At 67.7% G+C, this 21410-nt stretch carries 18 protein-coding genes; 9 read left to right on the forward strand and 9 right to left on the reverse strand.

Translation table 11 applies throughout. From position 1 onward, the window contains the following. Positions 1-11 precede the first annotated feature (11 nt). The 3 genes from crtI (at position 12) to idi (ending at position 3277) form a co-directional block, all read left to right on the forward strand. Complete coding sequence (crtI, locus tag AC0B44_RS17090) at positions 12-1649, forward strand: phytoene desaturase family protein (RefSeq protein ID WP_471904015.1); 1638 nt, start codon at positions 12-14, stop codon at positions 1647-1649. Continuing rightward, the gene (locus AC0B44_RS17095) at positions 1642-2607 is read left to right on the forward strand and encodes a phytoene/squalene synthase family protein (RefSeq protein WP_471904016.1); all 966 of its coding nucleotides are present in this window, start codon (positions 1642-1644) and stop codon (positions 2605-2607) included. Before crtI ends, AC0B44_RS17095 begins: the two co-directional genes overlap by 8 nt. 61 nt (positions 2608-2668) lie before the next feature. After that, entirely contained in the window at positions 2669-3277 is a 609-nt protein-coding gene (gene idi / locus AC0B44_RS17100; RefSeq protein ID WP_471904017.1) for an isopentenyl-diphosphate Delta-isomerase, read from the forward strand. Here idi and AC0B44_RS17105 read toward each other — a convergent pair. Continuing rightward, positions 3274-4782 carry a PucR family transcriptional regulator gene (locus tag AC0B44_RS17105; protein WP_471904018.1) on the reverse strand — a complete coding sequence of 503 codons (1509 nt, stop codon included), beginning with the start codon at positions 4780-4782 and terminating at the stop codon, positions 3274-3276. The genes idi and AC0B44_RS17105 overlap by 4 nt on opposite strands. Before the next feature lie 141 nt (positions 4783-4923). Here AC0B44_RS17105 and AC0B44_RS17110 point away from each other — a divergent pair, with 141 nt between their 5' ends. Genes AC0B44_RS17110 through AC0B44_RS17120 form a run of 3 tightly spaced genes read left to right on the forward strand, consistent with a single transcriptional unit; the run spans position 4924 to position 9820 of the window. Next, on the forward strand, positions 4924-6297 hold the full coding sequence (locus tag AC0B44_RS17110) for an 8-oxoguanine deaminase (protein ID WP_471904019.1): 1374 nt from the start codon (positions 4924-4926) through the stop codon (positions 6295-6297). Between the two features lie 5 nt (positions 6298-6302). Further along, entirely contained in the window at positions 6303-7112 is an 810-nt protein-coding gene (locus AC0B44_RS17115) for an FAD binding domain-containing protein (protein ID WP_471904020.1), read from the forward strand. Continuing rightward, complete coding sequence (locus tag AC0B44_RS17120; RefSeq protein WP_471904021.1) at positions 7109-9820, forward strand: molybdopterin-dependent oxidoreductase; 2712 nt, start codon at positions 7109-7111, stop codon at positions 9818-9820. The genes AC0B44_RS17115 and AC0B44_RS17120 overlap by 4 nt, the downstream gene beginning before the upstream one ends. Here the strand turns inward: AC0B44_RS17120 and AC0B44_RS17125 are convergent. From AC0B44_RS17125 to AC0B44_RS17140, 4 genes are read right to left on the reverse strand one after another with little or no spacing between them, the layout of a single operon-like run. Then, entirely contained in the window at positions 9791-10699 is a 909-nt protein-coding gene (locus AC0B44_RS17125) for an SRPBCC family protein (protein WP_471904022.1), read from the reverse strand. The genes AC0B44_RS17120 and AC0B44_RS17125 overlap by 30 nt on opposite strands. 32 nt (positions 10700-10731) lie before the next feature. Beyond that, positions 10732-11586, reverse strand: a complete 855-nt coding sequence (locus tag AC0B44_RS17130) for an FAD binding domain-containing protein (RefSeq protein WP_471904023.1) — start codon at positions 11584-11586, stop codon at positions 10732-10734. Then, positions 11583-14021 carry a xanthine dehydrogenase family protein molybdopterin-binding subunit gene (locus AC0B44_RS17135; protein WP_471904024.1) on the reverse strand — a complete coding sequence of 813 codons (2439 nt, stop codon included), beginning with the start codon at positions 14019-14021 and terminating at the stop codon, positions 11583-11585. Before AC0B44_RS17135 ends, AC0B44_RS17130 begins: the two co-directional genes overlap by 4 nt. Further along, a complete protein-coding gene (locus AC0B44_RS17140) occupies positions 14018-14512 on the reverse strand; it encodes a (2Fe-2S)-binding protein (protein WP_471904025.1) in 495 nt (164 codons plus the stop codon). The genes AC0B44_RS17135 and AC0B44_RS17140 overlap by 4 nt, the downstream gene beginning before the upstream one ends. Before the next feature lie 138 nt (positions 14513-14650). Between AC0B44_RS17140 and AC0B44_RS17145 the strand changes: the two genes are divergently transcribed. Further along, positions 14651-15712, forward strand: coding sequence for an alcohol dehydrogenase catalytic domain-containing protein (locus tag AC0B44_RS17145; RefSeq protein WP_471904026.1), 1062 nt, complete (start codon positions 14651-14653; stop codon positions 15710-15712). Then, the gene (locus tag AC0B44_RS17150) at positions 15709-16521 is read left to right on the forward strand and encodes a mycofactocin-coupled SDR family oxidoreductase (RefSeq protein ID WP_471904027.1); all 813 of its coding nucleotides are present in this window, start codon (positions 15709-15711) and stop codon (positions 16519-16521) included. The genes AC0B44_RS17145 and AC0B44_RS17150 overlap by 4 nt, the downstream gene beginning before the upstream one ends. Positions 16522-16575: 54 nt before the next feature. Here the strand turns inward: AC0B44_RS17150 and AC0B44_RS17155 are convergent, their stop codons facing one another. Then, entirely contained in the window at positions 16576-17373 is a 798-nt protein-coding gene (locus AC0B44_RS17155; protein ID WP_471904028.1) for a DUF5602 domain-containing protein, read from the reverse strand. A 171-nt stretch (positions 17374-17544) separates the two neighbouring features. Here AC0B44_RS17155 and AC0B44_RS17160 point away from each other — a divergent pair, with 171 nt between their 5' ends. Continuing rightward, the gene (locus tag AC0B44_RS17160; RefSeq protein ID WP_471904029.1) at positions 17545-18177 is read left to right on the forward strand and encodes a pyridoxamine 5'-phosphate oxidase family protein; all 633 of its coding nucleotides are present in this window, start codon (positions 17545-17547) and stop codon (positions 18175-18177) included. Between the two features lie 40 nt (positions 18178-18217). On the opposite strand, the gene AC0B44_RS17165 is transcribed toward AC0B44_RS17160, so the two are convergent. The 3 genes from AC0B44_RS17165 to AC0B44_RS17175 are packed head-to-tail and all read right to left on the reverse strand — an operon-like array spanning position 18218 to position 21379. Then, positions 18218-19375: an XdhC family protein gene (locus AC0B44_RS17165; protein WP_471904030.1), complete on the reverse strand. Its 1158-nt coding sequence runs from the start codon at positions 19373-19375 to the stop codon at positions 18218-18220. Further along, positions 19368-20489, reverse strand: coding sequence for a vWA domain-containing protein (locus tag AC0B44_RS17170; RefSeq protein WP_471904031.1), 1122 nt, complete (start codon positions 20487-20489; stop codon positions 19368-19370). Before AC0B44_RS17170 ends, AC0B44_RS17165 begins: the two co-directional genes overlap by 8 nt. Beyond that, positions 20486-21379 carry an AAA family ATPase gene (locus AC0B44_RS17175; protein ID WP_471904032.1) on the reverse strand — a complete coding sequence of 298 codons (894 nt, stop codon included), beginning with the start codon at positions 21377-21379 and terminating at the stop codon, positions 20486-20488. The genes AC0B44_RS17170 and AC0B44_RS17175 overlap by 4 nt, the downstream gene beginning before the upstream one ends. Between the last annotated feature and the right edge of the window lie 31 nt (positions 21380-21410).

The following is a 21410-nucleotide window of genomic DNA, read 5'->3' on the forward strand; positions in this document are numbered from 1 at the left end:
GGCGACCGGTCATGAGGTCCGTGGCCGGTCCCGCCGATTCGGTGGTGGTGGTGGGAGCGGGCCTCTCCGGTCTCGCTGCGGCACTGCATCTCACGGGGGCGGGCAAGCGCGTCACCGTCCTCGAACGGGACAGCACGGTCGGGGGCAGGGTGGGCACCTACCCGGTGTACGACGACGCCGGACGGCCCCTGTACCGGATCGACAACGGTGCCAGTGTGCTGACGATGCCGGAGTTGATCTCGGACGCGCTCGCAGCCGTGGGTGAGTCCTTCGAGTCCACCACTCCGCGAGTCGAACTCAGCAAGCTTTCTCCGAGTTACCACGCGCGTTACGCCGACGGAACCTCCCTCGACGTCCACTCCGATCCCGAGGCCATGTACGCGGAGATCGAACGGGTCTGCGGCACGAAGGAAGCGAACGGATACCGCAGGTTACGCGAATGGCTGGCGGCGATCTTCGATACGGAATTCGACAGATACATCGCCTCGAACTTCGACTCGCCGATCGATCTGGTGGGATCGCCTGCTGCCGTGCGCGACACCACCAAACTGGCGATGCTCGGTGGTTTCGGGCGGCTCGGCTCCCGAATCGCATCGTTCGTCGCGGACGACCGGTTACGCCGGATCTTCACCTTCCAGTCGCTCTATGCGGGAGTCGCTCCGTCGAAAGCACTCGCCGTGTACGGCGCCATCGCACACATGGACACCTCGCTCGGTGTCTATTTCCCGGCCGGTGGAATGTCTGCGATCGCGGAAGCGATGGCGGACGCGCTCACTCGTCACGGCGGGTCGCTGCACACCTCGGCCGAAGTCGCCGAACTGGAAATCCGGAACAGACGCGTGACGGCTGTCCGGACGACAGACGATCGCCGCTTCACCGCCGACGCCCTCGTGCTCACCACCGACCTGCCGGTGGTCGACAGGTTGCTGGAACAGGCCGGTGCGACGAACAGGGGCAGGAAGCGCGGATACGCCGTCGTGTCACCGTCCGCGGTCGTCTTCCACGGGACAGTTCCCACCGACGTCACCCGGGCATGGCCCTCGACCTCTCACCACACCATCGACTTCGGTGGGCAGTGGTCCCAGACGTTCGCCCGCATCACAGCCGGTCGAGGGCGCGGACAGTTGATGGAGGACCCGTCGTTGCTGATCACGCGTCCGGCGGTGAGCGACCCGACCCTGCACGTGGTCCGGAACGGTGTCCGAAGCGAACCGGTGTCGGTATTGGCACCGTGCCCCAACCTGGCATCTGCTCCCATCGACTGGAACCGCCGGGCCGTCCCCTACATGCGGGAAATCCAGATCGTTCTGGAGCAGCGAGGTTACCGGGGGCTGACGGCCGGGATGGTCGTCGATCATCTCGACACTCCGCAGACGTGGCTCGACAAGGGAATGCTCGAGGGGAGTCCGTTCTCGTCGGCTCACGTCTTCCGGCAGACCGGTCCGTTCCGTCGCAAGAACCTGGTCGCGGGCGTGGACAACGTGGTGCTGGCGGGATCGGGTACCACCCCGGGTGTCGGGGTACCGACGGTCCTCGTCTCCGGTCGCCTGGCCGCCGAGAGGATCATCGGACCGGCGGGGAGTGAACGGTCCCGGGAGCCTGCCGCCACGCGATCGGCACCGACCGAGGAGGTAGTCGAGCATGGGTGAACTGGCCGGGATCGATCCCGGACTCCACGAGGCGTATCGCGTCTGCCGTGAACTGAACGAGCAGCACGGGAAAACGTACTTCCTTGCGACGCGAATCCTTCCGGCCTCCAAACGCGCAGGCGTGCACGCACTCTACGGATTCGCGCGGATGGTCGACGATGTCGTCGATGTCGAGGGCGACTCCGATCGCGCGGCCGCCGCGAAAGTCGATTCGTTCGAGGAACGCATCCGGGCAGCCTTCGGCGGGGCTCCCCTGGGACGGAGCCGCCCCGACCTCGTTCTGGCAGCGTTGGTGGATACCACTGCGAGATACGACATTTCGCACGACTACTTCTACGCATTCCTCCATTCGATGAGGATGGACATACCGGGAACCCCGATGTTCTGCTCCCGGTACCGCACGATGGACGAGTTGTCGGGGTACATGTACGGATCGGCCGCGGTCATCGGGTTGCAGATGCTTCCCATCCTCGGCACGGAAGTCGATCGGAACGAGGCCTCGGGACCGGCCGCTGCGCTCGGCGAAGCCTTCCAGCTCACGAACTTCATCCGGGACATGGGCGAGGATCTCGACCGCGACCGGATCTACCTGCCCACCGATGATCTGAGGGCCTTCGGAGTCGACGAGGAACTGCTCCGGTACTGCCGGACGACCGGGCGCAATGATCCTCGGCTCGAACGCGCGCTCGCGCACCTGATCGCGCACACCCGGTCGGTGTACCGCACAGCCGAACCGGGAATCGACATGCTCGATCGGCCGGTGCGCCCCGGAATGCGCACCGCGTTCGTGCTGTACCGCGACATTCTCCGAGAGGTGGAAGACACCGGATATCGTGTACTTCATCAACGGGCACGCGTGTCCCGACGACGGCGCCTCGCCGTCGCTGCCCCCCGATTGGCGGAGGCGGGATGGACCACCGTCCGCGCGCGGGCGAAGACGGCGAAGAGCGTGGGCTAGGCGGGGCGTGCCGCCAGGACTTCCGACCGCGCTCCCGGAGAAAACGGACAGAAGGAACACCATGGAAAATGTAGTGCTGCTCGACGATGCGGGTCGTGCCGTCGGCACCGAACCGAAGGCCACCGTTCACACCGCGGCGACACCGCTTCACCTTGCGTTTTCCGCGTACGTATTCGACCGGGACGGAAACCTGCTGATCACGCGGCGTGCCCTGGAGAAGCGGACATGGCCCGGCGTCTGGACGAACAGTTGTTGCGGCCACCCCGCGCCCGACGAACCGCTCGAACTCGCCGTCCGCAGGAGGTTGGGCCAGGAACTCGGCATCGAGATCGACGAAATCGGCGTCGTCCTGCCGTCCTTCCGGTATCGGGCGGTCATGGACAACGGCATCGTCGAGAACGAGATCTGTCCCGTGTATCGGGTGCTGTACCGCGGATCGCATCCTGCGCCCGATCCGGCCGAGGTGGTCGGAGTCGAATGGGTGGAGTGGGCAACGTTCGCGGATGCGGTGGTGAACCGGACCCGCGACGTGTCACCGTGGTGCTTCGAGCAGGTGCAGCAGCTTCGGCAGCTGGGACCCGATCCTCTTCTGTGGCCCGTGGCGCCGGCCACTGATCTGCCACTCGCCGCGCCCGATCGCGCGGACGCGGATGTGAGCCGGCTCGCCTAAACGTGCTGGACCGGCAGCGTCCGGAGTGCGAGGTACACATCCAACCTGTCGTCGAGCCGGGAGAGATCGCGACCGGTGAGCTTCTCCACCTTGCCGATTCGGTAACGGACGGTGTTGAGGTGCACATGGATCCGGTCCGCGGTACGTCGCCACGAGCCGCTGCAGGCGAGGAACACCTCGAGGGTGGAGAGCAACCCACCGTCGTTCGTCCGGTCGTGATCGAGGACCGGCCCGAGCACCCGCGTGGCGAAATCGTGGCGCAGCCGATCCGGTACCGCCGAGAACAACTCCGCCGCCGAATCCATCGCGGCGACGCGCACCGACACCGGTTCACGGGCATCACCGTCGTCCGCCGCGAGAGCGGTAGCCGTCGCGATCGCACCCGCCAGCGACCCGAGCGTGCAGGTCGCGCTCGTGCCGACGCGCAGACCCGTACCCTCCAGCGCCGGGACGACACGCGACAGTCGCCGACGAAGCAGCATTCCGATATCGGTGTCCTCGCCTTCCACGGCCAGGACCACCCGGTCCCCGTCGAGAGCGCTCACGCTCCCCGGTAGCGCGTCGCAGAGTGCGGCGCGAAGAGCGTGGAGTTGTTCGATGGTCACCGAGCCTGCTCGAGGATGGATCGGCACCCGGCGTGCGACAACCGTGACGAGGCGGCGCGTCGCGTCGAAAGTGGTTGCCGCACCGGCTACGACACCGTTTATGTCACCCGTATCCCAGGCGCTGCGTCTGCGTTCGTCCCGGCGTATCCGGTCGAGTGCGGCCACGGCGGCCAGTTCGCCGAACGCGTCCAGGCAGTCTGCACGACCGGGACCGGTGTGCCGCACCACGAGCAGCCACGACGATGTGCGGTCGCGCAGGCCGGCACCCACGGAGAGAACGGTGTAGTCCCCCGTCGTGTGGGGAAGACGGTCTGCGGTCAGAGCGCCTGCGACGAGACGGTCCACGGTGTCGTCCTCGAGGTGCCCGTCGCCGGCGAGCGGTACCCCGGTCGCGGTCAGCAGCCACGCCTCGGCACCGAATTCGCGTGCGGTGCGGGTGAGCAACTCGTCGATGCTGCGACCGTCCGCGACCGCTTCGAGGAGACGCCGCTGGCGCGCGAGTCCGTTCTGCAGGCGGTCCATCCGCGCACCGGACATGCGCGCCGTGAGACGCTCGATGATGCGGCTGAACGGCACGTCCGGAGGCACCGAGACCAGCGGGATACGGTGGCGGACGCACGCCGCCACCACGTCGTCGGGCACCGATCCGAGCAGCGCCTCGCCCGCGGCGAGGGCGGTCACCCCCACGCGTGCCAGGTGCTTGACGAACAGGTCCGAGTCCTCGGCCGACGAATGCCACACGAGTCCCGAGAACACCAACGCCCCCGCGCTGACATACCGCGTGGGGTCGGGCATATCCGTCGTACACGTGCGCAGCACAGGGCGGTCGAGCATCTCCCGGTCGCCGTGGAGGACTCTGATCCCGAGCTCGGCATCGTCGAGAACATCCTGGAGAAGCACTGCACCACCTCCGTGCGTCGATCTTTGGACGATCGCACAATACGAAGCGGTTATTTCGTTGCGGTTTCGTACGCGGTGCCCCGGGTGTTGCGTCTCGAGCAGGCGTTCACTGGTAGATGCCCGCCGACGTGAGGAGCAACCGTGCACACTGGCCCCGCCACCCGAGCCACCGTGATCCGAGGTGCACACGTGGTCACCATGGATGCAGGTCGCGCCGAATACCGCAGCGGTCACGTCGTGGTCGAGGGGAACCGGATCGTCGCCGTCGGCGACGGTGAACCCGCCGGGTACGACGATGCGCGGATCGTGGACGGCACGGGATGCCTGCTCACTCCCGGACTCGTCAATACCCACCACCACCTGTACCAATGGATCACTCGCGGCCTGGCGGTGGACCACACGCTGTTCGAATGGCTGACCACGCTGTACCCGATCTGGGGTGGCATCGACGCCGACATGGTCAACGTGGCGGCCACCGGCGCACTCGCGCACCTGCTGAAGACGGGATGCACGACCAGCACCGACCACCACTACGTCGTTCCTCGCGACGGCGGAGACGTGTTCGGGGCCGAGATCGCCGCGGCGGCGGAGGTCGGCATCCGGTTCCACCCCTGCCGCGGTTCGATGGATCTCGGTGCGAGTGCGGGCGGACTGCCTCCGGATCGCATCGTCGAGGATCTCGACGCGATTCTCACGGGTAGCCAGGATGTCGTCCGGCAATGGCACGACCCGTCGTTCGATTCGATGCTCCGTGTCGCGCTGGCACCGTGCTCGCCGTTCTCCGTGACCGGAGAACTGCTGAAGCAATCCGCGGTACTCGCCCGCGACCTCGGCGTCCGGATGCATACCCACCTGGCCGAAACCCTCGACGAGCAGGACTTCTGCATGGAGAAGTTCGGGTGCGGGCCGGTCGAGTACATGGAATCCCTCGGGTGGACGGGCCCGGACGTCTGGTACGCCCACGCGGTCCATCTCGACGACCGCGACATCGGGGTGCTCGCGGCGTCGGGCACGGGCGCGGCGCACTGCCCGACCTCCAACGCGCGCCTCGGCGCCGGCATCGCTCGCGCGGCGGACCTCTACGCGGCGGGGGTGCCACTGGGCCTCGGTGTCGACGGCGCGGCGAGCAACGAGTCGTGCTGCATGCTCGAAGAGGCCCATCACGCGGCACTGTTCGCACGGGCACGCAGCGGCCCCCGCGCCATGACGGTCCGGCAGAGCCTCGCACTCGCCACCATCGGCGGCGCCCGAGTCTTGGGGCGCGAGAACGAAATCGGATCCCTGGAAGTGGGCAAGCTCGCCGATATGGCTCTGTGGCGACTCGACACCCTCGCACATTCGGGCATCGCGGATCCGGTGGCGGCACTCGTGCTGGGATCGCAGCCACCGCTGGATCTGCTTCTCGTCAACGGGCGTGAGGTGGTGCGCGACGATCGCGTCCTCACCGTCGACACCGAGGTCGTCGCCCGTGGCGTCGCCTCCGCACACGATCGTCTCGTCGCCAAAGCGGGGTGAGGACAATGGACCTGCACACAGTGTCCGAGTACACGGTCGCGCGATCACGTGACGATCTCGCGTGGGACCCGGGCACGGCGTTCGTCGGGGGCGGGACGTGGCTGTTCTCGGAACCGCAACCGCACCTGACGCGTCTAGTCGATCTCGCGGGATTGGGTTGGCTCGCAACGGTCGCCGACGGCAACGGTCTCGAGATCGCTGCCACGTGCACGGTCGAGGAACTGTCGAGGTTGTCCGAGACCACGACGTGGTCCGCGGCACCGCTGTTCCGGCAATGCGCGGATGCCCTGCTCGCCTCGTGGAAGATCTGGAAGCGCGCCACGGTCGGCGGCAACATCTGTCTGTCGCTGCCCGCCGGCGCGATGGTCTCCCTCGCTGCCGCACTCGACGCGGAGGCGGTCGTCTGGTGCCGGGAAGGTGCTGAGAAACGAGTACCGGTCGAGGGGTTCGTCACCGGCGCCGGTACCAATATTCTCCGCGACGGCGATATCCTCCGCAGCATCCGGATCACGTCGCGGGTTCTCGACTCGCGCACCGCTTTCCGGAAGATCTCGTTGTCTCCACTCGGCCGTTCCGGCGCGGTGGTGATCGGTCGCCGCGACGCCGACGGTGCGTTCGCCCTGTCGGTGACCGCTGCCACCACCCGCCCCTACGTACTGAGATTCCCCGGGGTGCCGTCATCGGGAGACCTCGACGCTGCACTGGCTGCGCAGGTGCCCGCCGGGGCCTATTACGCGGATGTTCACGGAGCACCACAGTGGCGCAGGGCGGTCACCGGTGTTCTCGCGCAAGAGATCCGGGAGGAGTTGTCATGAAGCTGACAGTCAACGGCAACGAGGTCGACGCGACGCCACGACCCGGCCAGTGCCTGCGCACGATGCTGCGGGAACACGAGCACTTCGAGGTGAAGAAGGGCTGCGACGCCGGCGACTGCGGTGCATGTTCGGTGCTCGTCGACGGCGATGCGGTGCACTCGTGCGTCTATCCCGCCGCCCGCGCGGAAGGGCGTGCGGTGACCACGGTCGGTGGCCTGGGCACACCCGACGATCTGCATCCCCTGCAACGCCGGTTCGTCGATGCCGCCGGGTTCCAGTGCGGATTCTGCACCGCGGGCATGATCGTCACCGCCTCCACCTTCACCGAAACCGACCTCGACGACCTGCCTCGTAAGCTCAAGGGCAACCTGTGCCGCTGCACCGGATACCGCTCCATCGACGACGCACTGCACGGTGTCACCAACGTCGAGCGGTCGTGCGGAAAACAGTTCGGCGCTTCACATCCGGCGCCCGCCGGTCCGCGCGTCGTCACGGGCACCGAACCGTACACCTTCGACACCGTCGTCGACGGGGTGCTGCAGATCGCGATACTCGGCAGCCCGCACCCGCATGCGCGCATCGTGTCGATCGACACCGCGGCGGCCGAGCAGTTGCCCGGTGTCCACGCCGTCCTGTGCTGGCGCGATGCGCCGGACGTCGCGTATTCCACGGCGCGGCACGAGAATCGGGAAGAAGACCCGGACGACACCTACCTCTTCGACCGGACCGTCCGGTACGTCGGGCAGCGGGTCGCGGCGGTGGTCGCCGAGACGGAAGCTGTGGCGCAGGAAGCCTGCCGGCTTCTCGAGGTGGAGTACGAGATCCTGCCGTTCGTGCTCGACCCGGACGAGGCGGCAGCACCGGGTGCCCCGCTGTTGCACGGCGACAAGGGTCCGGAAGCGCGGATCGCCGATGCTTCGCGCAACCTCATCGGGGAGGTGCACGGAGGATGCGGTGACGTGGAAGCCGGGATCGCGGCGTCCGCGGCGGTGGTGCGCGGGCGCTGGCAGACGCAGCGTGTCCAGCACACCCACCTCGAAACCCACGGTGCCGTCGGGTGGCTCGACGACGACGGACGACTCGTGATCCGCAGTTCCACGCAGGTTCCGTTCCTCGTCCGCGACGAACTGTGTCACATCTTCGGTCTCGAACGTCACCGCGTCCGGGTGTTCACGGCCCGCGTGGGTGGCGGGTTCGGCGGCAAGCAGGAAATGCTCGCGGAAGACGTCGTCGCAGCCGCTGTCCTGCGCACCGGACGTCCTGTGCGCTGGGAGTTCACCCGTTCGGATCAGCTCACGGTCGCGCCGTGCCGTCATCCCATGCGAGTCGACGTCACGGTGGCGGCGGATGCGGACGGCATCCTCACGGCCCTCGCGATCGACGTCCTCAACGACGGCGGCGCTTACGGCAACCATTCGGCAAGCGTGATGTTCCACGGGTGCGGTGAATCGGTCGAGGTCTACCGGTGCCCGAACAAGCGGGTCGACGGCCGGTCGGTCTACACGAACAACCGGCCCTCCGGTGCCTTCCGCGGTTACGGTCTCGGGCAAGTGGTGTTCGCCGTCGAGTCGGCCATGGACGAACTCGCTGTCCAACTGGATCTCGACCCGTACGAACTGCGCCGCCGCAACGTGGTGGTGCCCGGCGACGAACTGATCGCCGCTCACCCCGAGGGCGCCGACCTCGGCTTCGGCAGCTACGGCCTCGACCAGTGTCTCGACCTCGTGCGCACCGCGATGTCCGGTGGCGGCGGACTCCCCGCACCGGATGGTCCCCGATGGCGAGTCGGGGAGGGAATGGCACTCGCGATGATCGCCTCGAATCCACCCGGCGGGCACATCGCCGACACGTCGATCGAACTCCTGCCGGACGGGACATATCTCACCCGCGTCGGTACCGCGGAGTTCGGCAACGGCACCACCACCGTGCACACCCAGATCGCGGCGTCTGTGCTCGGGACCGATCCGGAACGGATCCGCATCGAACAGTCGGACACCGATGTCACGACGCACGATACGGGTGCGTACGGATCATCGGGCACCGTCGTCGCGGCGAAGGCTCTGCTCGCCGCTGCCCGGACGCTGCGCGGGGAAATGGCGAAATGGGGGGCCGAACTGGCCGGAGGATCACCCGGCGACGTGGAGTTCACGACCGACGCCGCGCACGTGAACGGCACGCAGGTGCCGTTCGCGGACCTGCTGGAGGCGGCCGGCGGAACCCTGCGCGCAGAAGGAAGTCACGGCGGCCTTCCCCGGTCGCTCTCGTTCAATGTGCACGGGTTCCGCGTGGCAGTCGACACCGGCACCGGCGAGGTGCGGATCCTGCAGTCGGTGCAGGCCGCGGATGCCGGTGCCATCGTCAATCCCGAGCAGTGCCGTGGTCAGGTGGAAGGTGGTGTCGCGCAAGCGATCGGGGCCGCGATGTACGAGGAACTCGTCACCGACTCCACCGGCACCGTGGTGACTTCGACCCTGCGGAACTATCACATTCCGCAGTACGCGGACGTGCCGCGGACCGAGGTGTACTTCGCCGCAACCTACGACACACTCGGTCCGCTGGGCGCGAAGTCCATGAGCGAGGCGCCGTTCAATCCCGTGGCACCCGCACTGGCCAACGCGATCCGGCGAGCCATCGGAGTGCGGCCGCACGAACTGCCGTTGTCCCGCGACCGGATCTGGTCACTTCTTCCCGCGACCGCAGGAGGCTGACCGCCCGCGGGATATCGAGCGGCGCCCGCAGGATGCCGAACGGCGACGGTTGCGCCGCTGAATGGTGCGGCTCGAGACCACGCCCACCACGATCGCCACCACGGCCACCACGGCGATCGGGACGAGCCGCTGGATGACGGAACCTCGCGCGAACTCCATGAGGTCGAGAGGTTCGGCCTCGGGCTGGGTTTGCGTATTCGAGGATGCGGCAGCGGTTCCCGCAGGTCGCGAGGTGGCCGCAGCGGGTGGAGCAGGTGCTGTCGCATCGGGCGTCGCTTCGGGTGCCGGGGTGGCGCTCTGCGCCGCATCGCCTGCTGTGGGTGCGACGAACGCCGCCCCGGCGGGTGTGGTGTCGGGCGGCGTCGGAGCCACCTCCGGCGTGCTGGACGGAACCGATTCGCTGGGAGCCGATTCGGTTGCGGCCGGTTGCTCGGCTTCGGGTCCGAGTTTCTTCGACAGGCAGGCCGCGAACTGCTCGAGAATCTTCCCCCCGACGTCGGAGATCATGCCTCGCCCGAACTGCGCGGGCTTGCCGGTGACCGTCATGTCGGTCTTGACCGTGCCGTCGGTGCGATCGCCGTCGCCGGTGAGCACGATCGTGATGGTCGCACTGACCGTGCCGTTGCCGCGCGTGTCCTTCGCGTTCGCCTCGATCACGGCCTTGTGGGACTTCTCGTCCGTCTCGGCGTATCGTCCGGTGCCCTTGAACGTCAGCGCCACCGGGCCCAGTTTCACCTTGACCGTGCCGGTGAAGGTGTCTCCTTCGACCCCGGTGAGTGTCGCACCGGGCATGCACGGAGCAACTTTTTCCGGATCGAGCAGAGCGGTCCACACGACATCGACGGGAGCCGGTACGGACAGGGTGTGATCGAGTTGCATTGTGTCCTCTCAGGTATTCGGAGTTGCCGGAATCAGATGCCCGCAGCTGTCGTCACCGCTCGACGGGTGAGAACCTGCGCCAGATGGCTGCGGTACTCGGCATCCGCATTTCCGTCCGTCATCGGGTCGGTGCCGTCCGTCGCACGTTCTGCGGCTGCCCGAATCGTCTCCGCGGTGGCGGGCTGACCCACGAGCGATTCTTCGACGCCGTGTGCCCGGACCGGCACGGCTGCCATGTTCGTCAGCGCCACCTTGGCCCGCTCGATGGTGCCGTCCACGACCGAAATGGTCGCGGCGACACCGACTATCGACCACTGCTGCGCTGCACGATGGAACTTTTCGTATCGCGCCGCCCAGTCGGTGTGCTTCGGAATGCGAATTTCCGCGAGGATCTCCCCGGCGTCCAGAGCAGTCGTGAAGTAATCCTGGAAGAACTCCGCCGCCGGGATCGTGCGGATTCCCGAGGGGCCCACCACTCGGAACGTCGCATCGAGAGCCACGTTCGGGGCAGCGAGATCGCCCGCGGGATCGGCATGTGCCAGCGAACCTCCGAGGGTGCCGCGATGCCGGATCTGCGGGTCCGCAACCGTGGCGGTGGCCTCCGCGATCAGCCGTGCGTGCCGGGCGACGAGGGGGTCGTGGAGCACCTCGTGGTGCGTGGTCATCGCACCGATGACGATGTCGTCGCCGTCCTCGCGGATCCCCCGCAATTCGGCCACGCGGCCGAGGTCGACGAGCGCCGACGGCGCCGCGAGACGCAACCGGAGCACCGGCATCAGGCTCTGGCCCCCGGCGATGATCTTGCCGTCCTCGCCGGCATCCCGAAGTGCCGTGACGGCCTCGTCGAGGCTGGTGGGGGCGAAATACTCGAACGCGGACGGAATCATTTCGTGCCTCCCTGGCTGGAAATCGCGTCGCTTCCCTCGCCCTGTTGTACCGGGGCGTTGCCGCTCTGCGCAGAACGAATTGCATGCCACACCCGCATCGGCGTACACGGCATCTCGATGTCGCGTACTCCGTACTGCCGCACCGCGTCGAGCACCGCGTTCACGACTGCCGGTGTCGACGCGATGGTCCCGGCCTCACCGACACCCTTGACGCCCAGCGGGTTTCCCGGTGCCGGTGTGTCGGTGCGGTCGGTCGTGAACGACGGTAGATCCACGGCTGTGGGAAGCAGGTACTCGGCGAACGAACCGCTGAGCAACGTGCCCGACTCGTCGTGCACCGCTTCCTCGTACAGCGCCTGGGCGATCCCCTGCGCAAGACCTCCGTGCACTTGGCCCTCCACGATGAGGGGATTGACGACGTGCCCGATGTCGTCCACGCAGACGTACTTGCGGATGCGGGCGTGACCGGTGTCGGTGTCCACCTCGATCGCACACAGGTGGGTGCCGTGCGGGAACGAGAAATTCTCCGGATCGTAGGTCGCTTCGGAGTCCAGATTCGGTTCGACTCCGTCGGGCAGGTCGTGCGCGGCGAACACCGCGAGCGAGATGTCGGTGAGGCCGACCGATTTCGCTGTTCCCTTCACCCGGAACCGACCGTCGGTGAAATCGAGATCGTCCTCGGCGCATTCCAGCAGGTGAGCGGCGATCGGCCGTGCCTTGGCCACCACTTTCTCCGCAGCCTTGACGACGGCGATACCGCCGACCGCGAGCGACCGTGATCCGTAGGTGTCGAGGCCACGCGGTGACGACTGGGTGTCGCCGTGCAGCACTTCGATGTCCTCGAACGGAATCCCGAGCCGATCGGCGACGATCTGGCTCCATGCCGTCTCGTGGCCCTGCCCGTGCGCCGATGCTCCGGTGACCACCTCGACCTTGCCGGTGGGAAGCATACGGATGGCAGCGTGCTCCCAGCCGCCGGCGCCGTACGAGAGCGATCCGAGGACCCGGGACGGCGCCAGACCGCACATCTCGGTGAAGGCCGACACCCCGATGCCCAACTGCACGGGGTCCTTCCGCTCCCGGCGCTCGGCCTGTTCGCGTCGCAACCCGTCGTAGTCCAGCAGTTCGAGCGCCTTGGCCGTTGCAGCCTCGTAGTTGCCGGAGTCGTAGGTCAGCCCCGCGACCGTGTCGAAAGGAAACTCCTCGTGCCGGATCCAGTTCTTCTTGCGCAGTTCGACCGGATCCATCGACAGTTCGACGGCGAGTTCGTCCATGATGCGTTCGATCGCGAAGGTCGCCTCGGGCCTGCCCGCCCCGCGGTACGCATCGGTGGGCACCTTGTTGGTGAACACGTTGGTGCAGGTGAAGCGGTAGGCATCGAACTTGTAGATGCCGTTGAACATGAATGCTCCGAGGATCGGCACGCCGGGGGTGACGAGTCGCAGGTACGCACCCATGTCCGCGAGCAGGTCCACTTTCAGGCCCGTGACGGTACCGTCGCGCCTCGCCGCGATCGTGATCTTCTGGATCTGGTCGCGGCCGTGATGCCCGGCCATCATCGACTCGCTGCGCGTCTCGGTGTACTTCAGCGGCTTGCGCAGGCGCCGCGAGATCAGCAGCGTGAGAACCTCTTCGGGGGTCACCTGCAGTTTGCCGCCGAATCCGCCACCCACGTCGGGGGCGATGACCCGGAGCGTGTGCTCGGGGATGCCGAGCGTCATCGCGAGCATCAGCTTCAGGATGTGCGGCACCTGCGTGGCCGACCACATCGTGATCTGGGCGGCGGTCGGGTCGACGACGACCGACCGCGGTTCCATGAACGCGGGGATGAGGCGCTGCTGGCGGAACGTCCGCTCCACGACGACCTCTGCGTCGCGGATCGTGTCGTCGACGTCGCTCCCGCTGCCGGCTTCTGCGGAGTCGTACACCCATGTCGCGCTGCGGTTGGTTCCGAGGTCGGAGTGGAGGACCACGGTGTCTTCGGCGGCGGACGCGAGGTCGAGCACGACCGGCAGGTCCTCGTAATCCACATCGATCGCGTCGAGAGCGTCGTGCGCTTCGTAATAGGTGCGGGCGACCACGACCGCGACGGCCTCCCCCGCGAACCTGACCGTGTCGACGGCGAGCGCCGGCGCGGGCGGGGTCAGCATGTCCTCGGTGATCTGCCACGCGCACGGCAGGCTGCCCTGTTCCTCGGCCAGATCAGCGCCGGTGTAGACAGCGACGACGCCCGGTTGCTTCTTCGCTTCGTCGACATCGAGGTGAGTGATGCGGGCGTGCGCGAAGGGGCTACGCAGTATCGCCGCGTGCAGCATCCCGGGGAGCACGATGTTGTCGGTCCAGCGCGTTCGGCCGGTGATGAGATGCTCGTCCTCCTTCCGGCGGCGCGCCCTGCCGAGTTCGGATTCGGTGGCCGGTTCGGCGGTGCTCGTCATCGTGTGCCTCCCTGCGTTCCCGTCGGTGCCTCACGAAGGCGCTGGGCCGCGTCCTGCGCGGCCGCGACGATGTTCTGATATCCGGTGCAGCGGCAGAGGTTTCCTTCGAGGCTGTGCCGCACTTGTTTCTCGTCGGGATCGGGATCCTCCGCGAGCAGGTCGATCGTCGCCATGATCATTCCCGGCGTGCAGAACCCGCATTGCAGAGCGTGGTTCTCGCGGAACGCTTCCTGGACGGGGTGCAGCGACCCGTCGAGCGACAGTCCTTCGACGGTCGTGACCTCGCGCCCGTCGGCCTGGACCGCGAGCACCGAGCACGCCTTGACGCTCCGGCCGTCGAGCAGGACGGTGCACGCGCCGCAGTTGCTGGTGTCGCAACCGACCACCGTCCCCACTTTGCCCAGTCGATCTCTGAGGTAGTGCACGAGCAGAAGGCGGGGTTCCACGTCGTCGGTATAGGACGTTCCGTCGACGGTGACAGTGATGCGCATCTAACCTCCAGTGCTGACGCAAGCGACTCCGGTGATACAGATCACTGCCACTTTGCGTCACCGGACGGGCACGATGGCGCGAATCGACGAAATCGGTCGCCGCGGTTCCGGCGGACCACGAACACGAGGGGCTCGCAGATGGGAATCGCGGCGGTGATCGCACCCGAACGGGCGCTGTCGGTGATCGAAGTGGACCGCTCACCCTGTGCGCCGGGTGAGGTCCGTATCGACGTGGCGTACTGCGGAATGTGCGGGTCGGATCTGCATCTGTTCTTCGACCCACCGGACCCGCTCACCGGGCATGTCCTCGGGCACGAGCTCTCCGGAATCGTGAGCGAGACGGCACCGGACGTGGACGGATGGAACCCCGGTGACCGGGTGGTGGTCCGGCCGATCGACGACTGCGGCGACTGCATCGCCTGCCGGAGCGAGGATGGTGTCTGCCTTACCGGTCTCGTCCGGGGCCCGGGCCTGGGACGCCCGGGTGGGCTCGCGGAGTCGGTGACCGTTCCCGCCGGAATGCTGCACCGGATACCCGGCGGCCTGAGCCTGCGGGACGCCGCGCTGACCGAACCACTCGCCGTAGCGGTGCGCGCGGTGACGCAGGCCGAGGTCGTGCCCGGTGCGGGTGTGGTGGTGTTCGGCGCCGGCCCGATCGGTCTGCTCGTCGTCGAGGTGCTTCGAGCCAGGGGCATCACCGATGTACTGGTGGTCGAACCCAACCATGCGCGTCGCGCGCTCGCCGGAGAATCGGGTGTGCGGACGACAACGCCCGGCCGGGTGCGTGAGGAAGCCGCCGCGCTCTTCGCCGGCAAACCCCGCGCGGTGCTCGAGTGCAGCGGTCATCCACGGTGTGCGCAGGACGCGGTCGACCTCCTCGGCTATCGCGGTCGATTGGTGATCGTCGGAATCTCATCCGTGCCCTCCGAAGTCCTGTTGTCGCAGGTCTCCATGTTCGAGATGACGATCGTGGGCTCGACCGCCTACAGCGAACGAGACTTCGACGAGGCCCTGGCGCATCTCGCGGCCGGACGAATCAGGGTCGACACCCTCGTGACGTCCGTCGTCGGTCTCGACGGTGCCGATGCGAAATTGCGCGAACTGTCCGACGGCACCGGATCGGATATCAAGGTTCTGGTGCAACCTACGACCCTGGGTCACAAGACCCGCGAAAGACGACCTGAGGAGAACAGTCCGTGAACCGTTTCGAGGGCAAGATCGCGTTCATCACCGGTGTGGCCCGGGGGCAGGGCCGTGCGCATGCCGTCCGGCTGGCGCGCGAGGGCGCGCAAATCGTCGGCGTCGACATCGCGGGTCCGTTGCCCGGAGTGCCCTACGAGTCTGCGACGCTCGACGATCTCGACGAAACCCGCCGCCTCGTCGAGGCCGAAGGCGGGAAGGCGTACTTGGTGCAGGGCGACACTCGTGATCTCGAGGTGTTGAAGGTGGTTGCGCAGGACGGCGTGGCACGATTCGGCGGCCTCGACGTGGTCGTCGCCAATGCCGGGATCTGCATCCCGGAGACGTGGGACGAAATCAGCCCCACCAGTTTCCGCGACACCCTCGACATCAACGTCACCGGTACGTGGAACACCGTTACGGCGACCGCACCTCACCTCATCGAGCGTGGCGGTGGCTCGATCATCCTCATCAGTTCGCTGGCGGGGGTGAAGATGCAGCCGTTCATGGTGCACTACACGACCAGCAAGCACGCGGTGACCGGGATGGCCCGTGCATTCGCTGCCGAACTGGGCCGGCACAACATCCGGGTCAACAGTGTTCATCCGGGTGCGGTGAACACGCCGATGGGCTCCGGCAGCATGCGCGAACGGATCGCCGAAACCGCGGCGAGCAACCCCAAGCTCGCGTCGATGACCACCCCGTTCCTCGAGAAGTACTCGGCGGAACCCGAGGAGATCGCCGATATGGTGGCGTTCCTCGCCTCCGCCGAGTCGGCGTTCGTCACCGGACAGCAGTTCGGCGTGGACGGCGGCGCCCGGTACTTCTGACCGGACTTCCGACGGGCACCGGCCCGGACTCGGAGTGCTCGTGCGACCCGGGCCCTACGACGCCTCGCGCATCGTGAGCCCGCCGAGTTCGATCGAGTACGTCTGCATGGCACCGTCCCACCACACGGCGTACGTGGTCGGATAGAGACCCGCGCGCTGGTACGCCTCGGGCTCTGGCAGTGGCTCGAGGATCGCGGGCCGGGACTCGAGCCACGCCCGGGTCATCATGGGTTCGACGAACGCCTGCTTGCCGTCCCACGACCCGTAGAGCACCTTCTCGGTGAAATTGTGATCCGTCTCGGTCGTGTCCAGCCAGTGCAGTCCCATGCCGGGGACGGTCGCGGTGAGCGGATTCCCGTCCGGGGCATATCCCGGAGGCAGGTACCGGGGCTCCGGCACGCGGGAGGCAGCGGGGATGTAACCGGGGGCGAGCGGGTGGATGGCCTCCACGGTGGCCCTGTCCAGGAGATAGAAGTGCACGTCGAAATGCGGAACGTCGAATCCGTGCTCCGGGTTGTGGCCCCGGGAATTCCAGTCGATCGTGACATGGTCGAAGGCGGTGGCGGTCGCCTGTTCGGGAAGATCGAGCACGTAGGCATCGGTGATCGGCAACAGACCGTCGGGCAGGTTGTCGAGAGCCGCCGCGTCCAGTCGCACACCGATGGCGGCAGGCGTGCCGTCGGCGTCGAGAGTGACGTACGTGCGGGCGAAACCCGCGCCGACCGGACGCGCCGGACCCTCCGCCGTGGCTGGGACGCCCTCGCCGGCCACCGTCGCGGGGGCGGCGAGCAGGCCGACGAATGCCGCAGCGACGATCACGGAAAGGTGTCGGACACGCGGACGAACAACCATCTGAGGCCCTCGAATTCCGTCGCCGGGCAGCATCGTCTGCATCGTAACCGAGGTACCTGCGGCGACGAGACGGACTGCACCGATTCGTGATGCGCGGGCGCGGAGGGGTTTCGGGCGCAAAGTGGAGAAATCGGTTGTTTCCCGAGTGCTCGCACTGCTTCGATCGATGTCATGACCGAGCGAACACGTCTGACTCGCAAACCCGAACGAGGCAACGATGATCCGGAAGTTCTGCAACGTCTACTCGACGAGGCGCGCGTGGCCCACGTCGCGTTCGTTCGTCGCGGCTGTCCGGTGGTCCTCCCCATGGCCTTCGGCCGTGACGGCGACCGGATGTTCCTCCACGGTTTGACCGGCGCCGGCGCCTTCCTCGCCTCTCGGGACGGTCTGGATGTGTCTGTCGCGGTGACGCATCTCGACGGACTCGTGTTCGCCCGGTCTGCGTTCGACAGCAGCATGAACTATCGCAGCGCGGTGATCTTCGGACGTGCGGTGCTTGTACCGGCCGAAGACAAGCAGGACGCGCTGCGGGCGGTCACCGAACACCTCATGCCCGGCCGGTGGGACGAAGTCCGTCCGCCCACCCCGAAGGAACTCGCGGCGACGACGGTGCTGGTGCTTGCGCTGGACGAGGTGAGCGTCAAGGTGCGCGCGGGTGGTCCCGGCGACGATCCCGACGACGGCGAGGACCGGTCGGTGTGGGCCGGGGTCGTCCCGATGCGCACCGTCGTCGGTGTTCCGGAGCGGTCACCGTTGACGGATCCCGCACTTCCGTTGCCGCCGTCGGTCACCTCGCTACTCTGACGATCGCGCACCTCCGACGATCGCTCACCTCCGGTCGAACTCAGATCTTCCGGGCGGCACCGCCCACCGAACGGACAGGTTCCTCGTGCGCGTGGATCGGCCCGTCGGTGTCGGCCAATCGCTGTCCGCGACCGCCCCAACGCAACGCGATGATCTCGGCGGCGATGGACACCGCGGTCTCCTGGGGTGTCCGGGCCCCGAGATCCAGGCCGATCGGTGACGACAACCGGGTCAGGTCGTCGTCCGTCATTCCCGTTTCCCGTAGCCGGGCCATCCGGTCGTCGTGCGTACGACGCGACCCCATTGCTCCGACATACGCCACGTCGAGCCTGAGCGCGACCTCCAGGAGCGGGACGTCGAACTTGGGGTCGTGGGTGAGAACCGTGATCACCGTGCGCTTGTCGACCCGTCCGGCGTCGGCCTCGGCGGCGAGATACCGGTGCGGCCAGTCCACGACGACTTCGTCCGCGCCGGGGAATCGTGCCGCGGTGGCGAAGACTCCACGGGCGTCGCACACCGTCACGCGGTAGCCGAGGAACGCGCCGAGGTCGGCCATCGCAGCGGCGAAATCGATTGCGCCGAAAACGATCAGGCGCGGCGGCGGCTGGAACACGTTGACGAACACCGACATTCCCTCGCCGCGTCGTTCACCGTCGGTGCCGTAGTGCAGTGTCCCCGAACGTCCGACATCCAGCAGGCCGCGTACGTCGTCGGTCACGGCGTCGTGCATCCGTGCGGACGGGAGTGTGCCGGAGTCGCGATCGGGCCACACCACGAGGCGTTGTCCGAGGATCGCGGGATCGGGGTGTTCGGTGACAGTGGCGATGGCGACGGGTTCGCTGCCACGCACCGAATCGACGACCTCGGCGAACGCGGGGAACTCGGTCGCGTCGATCCGTTCGACGAAGACGTCGATGATTCCGCCGCACGTCAGTCCCACGCTGAATGCGTCGTCGTCGGATACCCCGTACCGCTGCAACACGGGGGTTCCCTCGCCGATCACGTCCTGAGCGAGTTCGTACACCGCACCTTCCACGCATCCGCCCGACACGCTGCCGGTGACCGTGCCGTCGCCCGCGACCAGCATCGACGCTCCCGGAGGGCGCGGCGCAGAACGGAACGTCGACACCACGGTGCCTACGGCGACGGTCTCGCCGGCGCGATAGCGGCGGTCGAGTTCGTCGAGAACCTCACGCACGATGAACCTCCTCGAGCAGTGTTTCCAGTGTTGCAAGACTGTGGCCCGCGAGCAGACGATCGAGATGGGGCAGTGCGACGGAGATCCCCGATTGGATCGGCTCGTATCCGCTGTGACCTGCATGCGGGTTGACCCACAGCACGGCGTGCGCCAGCCTGCGCAGCTGGGCCATCTGCTCGCCGAGGAGTGCCGCGTCGCCGCGCTCCCAGCCGTCCGAGAAGATGACCACGACCGCGCCGCGGGCCAGTCCGCGACGTCCCCAGCGGTCCAGAAAGGCGCGCAGAGTGTCGCCGAGCCGAGTGCCTCCGGCCCAGTCGGGCACGGTGCGCGCGGCAGCCGCGAGCGCATGCTGCGGGTCGCGGGCGCGCAGAGCTCTGGACAACCGCGTCATGCGGGTGCCGAGCGAGAACACCTCGGTGCCGCCCGGGTGGGAACGGGTGACGACGTGCGCAAACCGCAGCAGCGCGTCGGCGTACGGAGCCATGGAGCCCGACACGTCGATCAGCAGCACCACCCGGCGCGGCCGTGTCGCCCGGCGATGCCGCACGGGCCGCACCGTCTCCCCGCCCGCCCCGAGCATCGCCCGCAGCGTGCGGCGCGGATCGACGTCGCCGCGGCGGGAGGGACGTCTCCGGACCGCCGCGCGTCGCGGTGGGCGGGGCCGCAGTCGCGTGAGCATCTCCGTCAGGTGAGCTTGTTCGGCGGGGGTCATCTCAGCGATGTCGCGGTGCCGTAGTACTTCGGTGTCGGTGGCCGCGACCTGCAATTGTGGCGCATCTTCACCGGAGTCGGCGCCCGCAGTTCCCGGTGTGCTCGCCAGTGCAGCGATGCGAGCGGTACGGGTGTGGTGACCCCGGGTGCGGGACACCGTTGGCACCTCGCCTCCGAACCAGCTGCGAAAAGCCGCGTCGTAGCGGGGCAGGTCGTCGGGCTCGTGGCACAGGGTGGCCCGTCCCGCCCAATACACCTGCACCGGATCGCCGAGGTCGATCTCGCGCAGTGCCCGGACATAGGTGTCGGTCGCGTCGAGGGCGACGGGCATGCCGGATTCGGCGAGTGCGCGGGTGAACCCGGCGAAGCCCACCAGCGTGCCGTGTCCGGTGCCGGAGGTCATCCGGCGAGAACCCGGTCGAGACCCGAGCGCATCGCGCGCTCGAAGTCCTCGCGGTATTTGAGGACGGCTCCGAGCGTCGCGGCGGCCGTCGCTGCGTCGAGCACGTCGCGATCGAGTTCGTGCAGCGCGCGGGCCCAGTCGAGCGACTCCGCGACGCCGGGTGGTTTGAGCAGGTCGTAGCCGCGCAGCGCGTGGACCGCGTGCGCGACCTGGGAGGCGAGCGACGCATCGATGTCGGGCAAGCGGCGCCGGAGTATCGCGATTTCGCGGTCGAGGCCGGGGTGCTCGACCCAGTGGTACAGGCACCGCCGCTTGAGCGCGTCGTGCACCTCGCGGGTGCGGTTGGACGTGAGCACGACCAGGGGCGGAACGGCCGCGCGGATCTCTCCGAGTTCGGGGACGGTCACCGCGTTCTCGTCGAGTACCTGGAGCAGCAGAGCCTCGAATTCGTCGTCTGCGCGGTCGATTTCGTCGACGAGCAGCACGCACGGAGCTCCGGTCAGAGCCGCGAGGAGCGGCCGGGCCAGCAGGTACCGCTCGGTGTACAGGGAGCGTTCGGCGGTGTCGGCGTCCAACGCACCCCCGCTCGCGGCCTCGAGCGTGCGCAGGTGCAACAGTTGACGGGGAAAGTCCCAGTCGTAGAGCGCCTGCGACGCGTCGATGCCTTCGTGGCACTGCAACCGGACCAGCGGCAGGCCGAGTGCCTGGGCGAGTGCCGTCGCGAGGGAGGTTTTCCCGGTGCCGGGTTCACCCTCGCAGAACAGTGGCCGCCCCATCCGGATCGCGAGGAACGCCGTCGTCGCGAGGCCTTCGTCGGCGAGGTATCCGGTCGACTCGAGCGCCGCTACGAGATCCCCGGGGGACTGCACTTCGGTCACCGCACTTGCCATGGGCTGAGCCTAGGACAACCGGACGCGCCGC

The sequence above is a fragment of the Rhodococcus sp. NPDC019050 genome, from assembly GCF_055664235.1.

Bases quoted from the DNA above. Each gene is read 5' to 3' on its own strand.
- crtI (WP_471904015.1), top strand. From the start codon at position 12: ATGAGGTCCGTGGCCGGTCCCGCCGATTCGGTGGTGGTGGTGGGAGCG.
- AC0B44_RS17095 (WP_471904016.1), top strand. From the start codon at position 1,642: ATGGGTGAACTGGCCGGGATCGATCCCGGACTCCACGAGGCGTATCGC.
- idi (WP_471904017.1), top strand. From the start codon at position 2,669: ATGGAAAATGTAGTGCTGCTCGACGATGCGGGTCGTGCCGTCGGCACC.
- AC0B44_RS17115 (WP_471904020.1), top strand. From the start codon at position 6,303: ATGGACCTGCACACAGTGTCCGAGTACACGGTCGCGCGATCACGTGAC.
- AC0B44_RS17120 (WP_471904021.1), top strand. From the start codon at position 7,109: ATGAAGCTGACAGTCAACGGCAACGAGGTCGACGCGACGCCACGACCC.
- AC0B44_RS17125 (WP_471904022.1), bottom strand. From the start codon at position 10,699: ATGCAACTCGATCACACCCTGTCCGTACCGGCTCCCGTCGATGTCGTG.
- AC0B44_RS17130 (WP_471904023.1), bottom strand. From the start codon at position 11,586: ATGATTCCGTCCGCGTTCGAGTATTTCGCCCCCACCAGCCTCGACGAG.
- AC0B44_RS17135 (WP_471904024.1), bottom strand. From the start codon at position 14,021: ATGACGAGCACCGCCGAACCGGCCACCGAATCCGAACTCGGCAGGGCG.
- AC0B44_RS17140 (WP_471904025.1), bottom strand. From the start codon at position 14,512: ATGCGCATCACTGTCACCGTCGACGGAACGTCCTATACCGACGACGTG.
- AC0B44_RS17145 (WP_471904026.1), top strand. From the start codon at position 14,651: ATGGGAATCGCGGCGGTGATCGCACCCGAACGGGCGCTGTCGGTGATC.
- AC0B44_RS17155 (WP_471904028.1), bottom strand. From the start codon at position 17,373: ATGGTTGTTCGTCCGCGTGTCCGACACCTTTCCGTGATCGTCGCTGCG.
- AC0B44_RS17160 (WP_471904029.1), top strand. From the start codon at position 17,545: ATGACCGAGCGAACACGTCTGACTCGCAAACCCGAACGAGGCAACGAT.
- AC0B44_RS17170 (WP_471904031.1), bottom strand. From the start codon at position 20,489: ATGACCTCCGGCACCGGACACGGCACGCTGGTGGGCTTCGCCGGGTTC.
- AC0B44_RS17175 (WP_471904032.1), bottom strand. From the start codon at position 21,379: ATGGCAAGTGCGGTGACCGAAGTGCAGTCCCCCGGGGATCTCGTAGCG.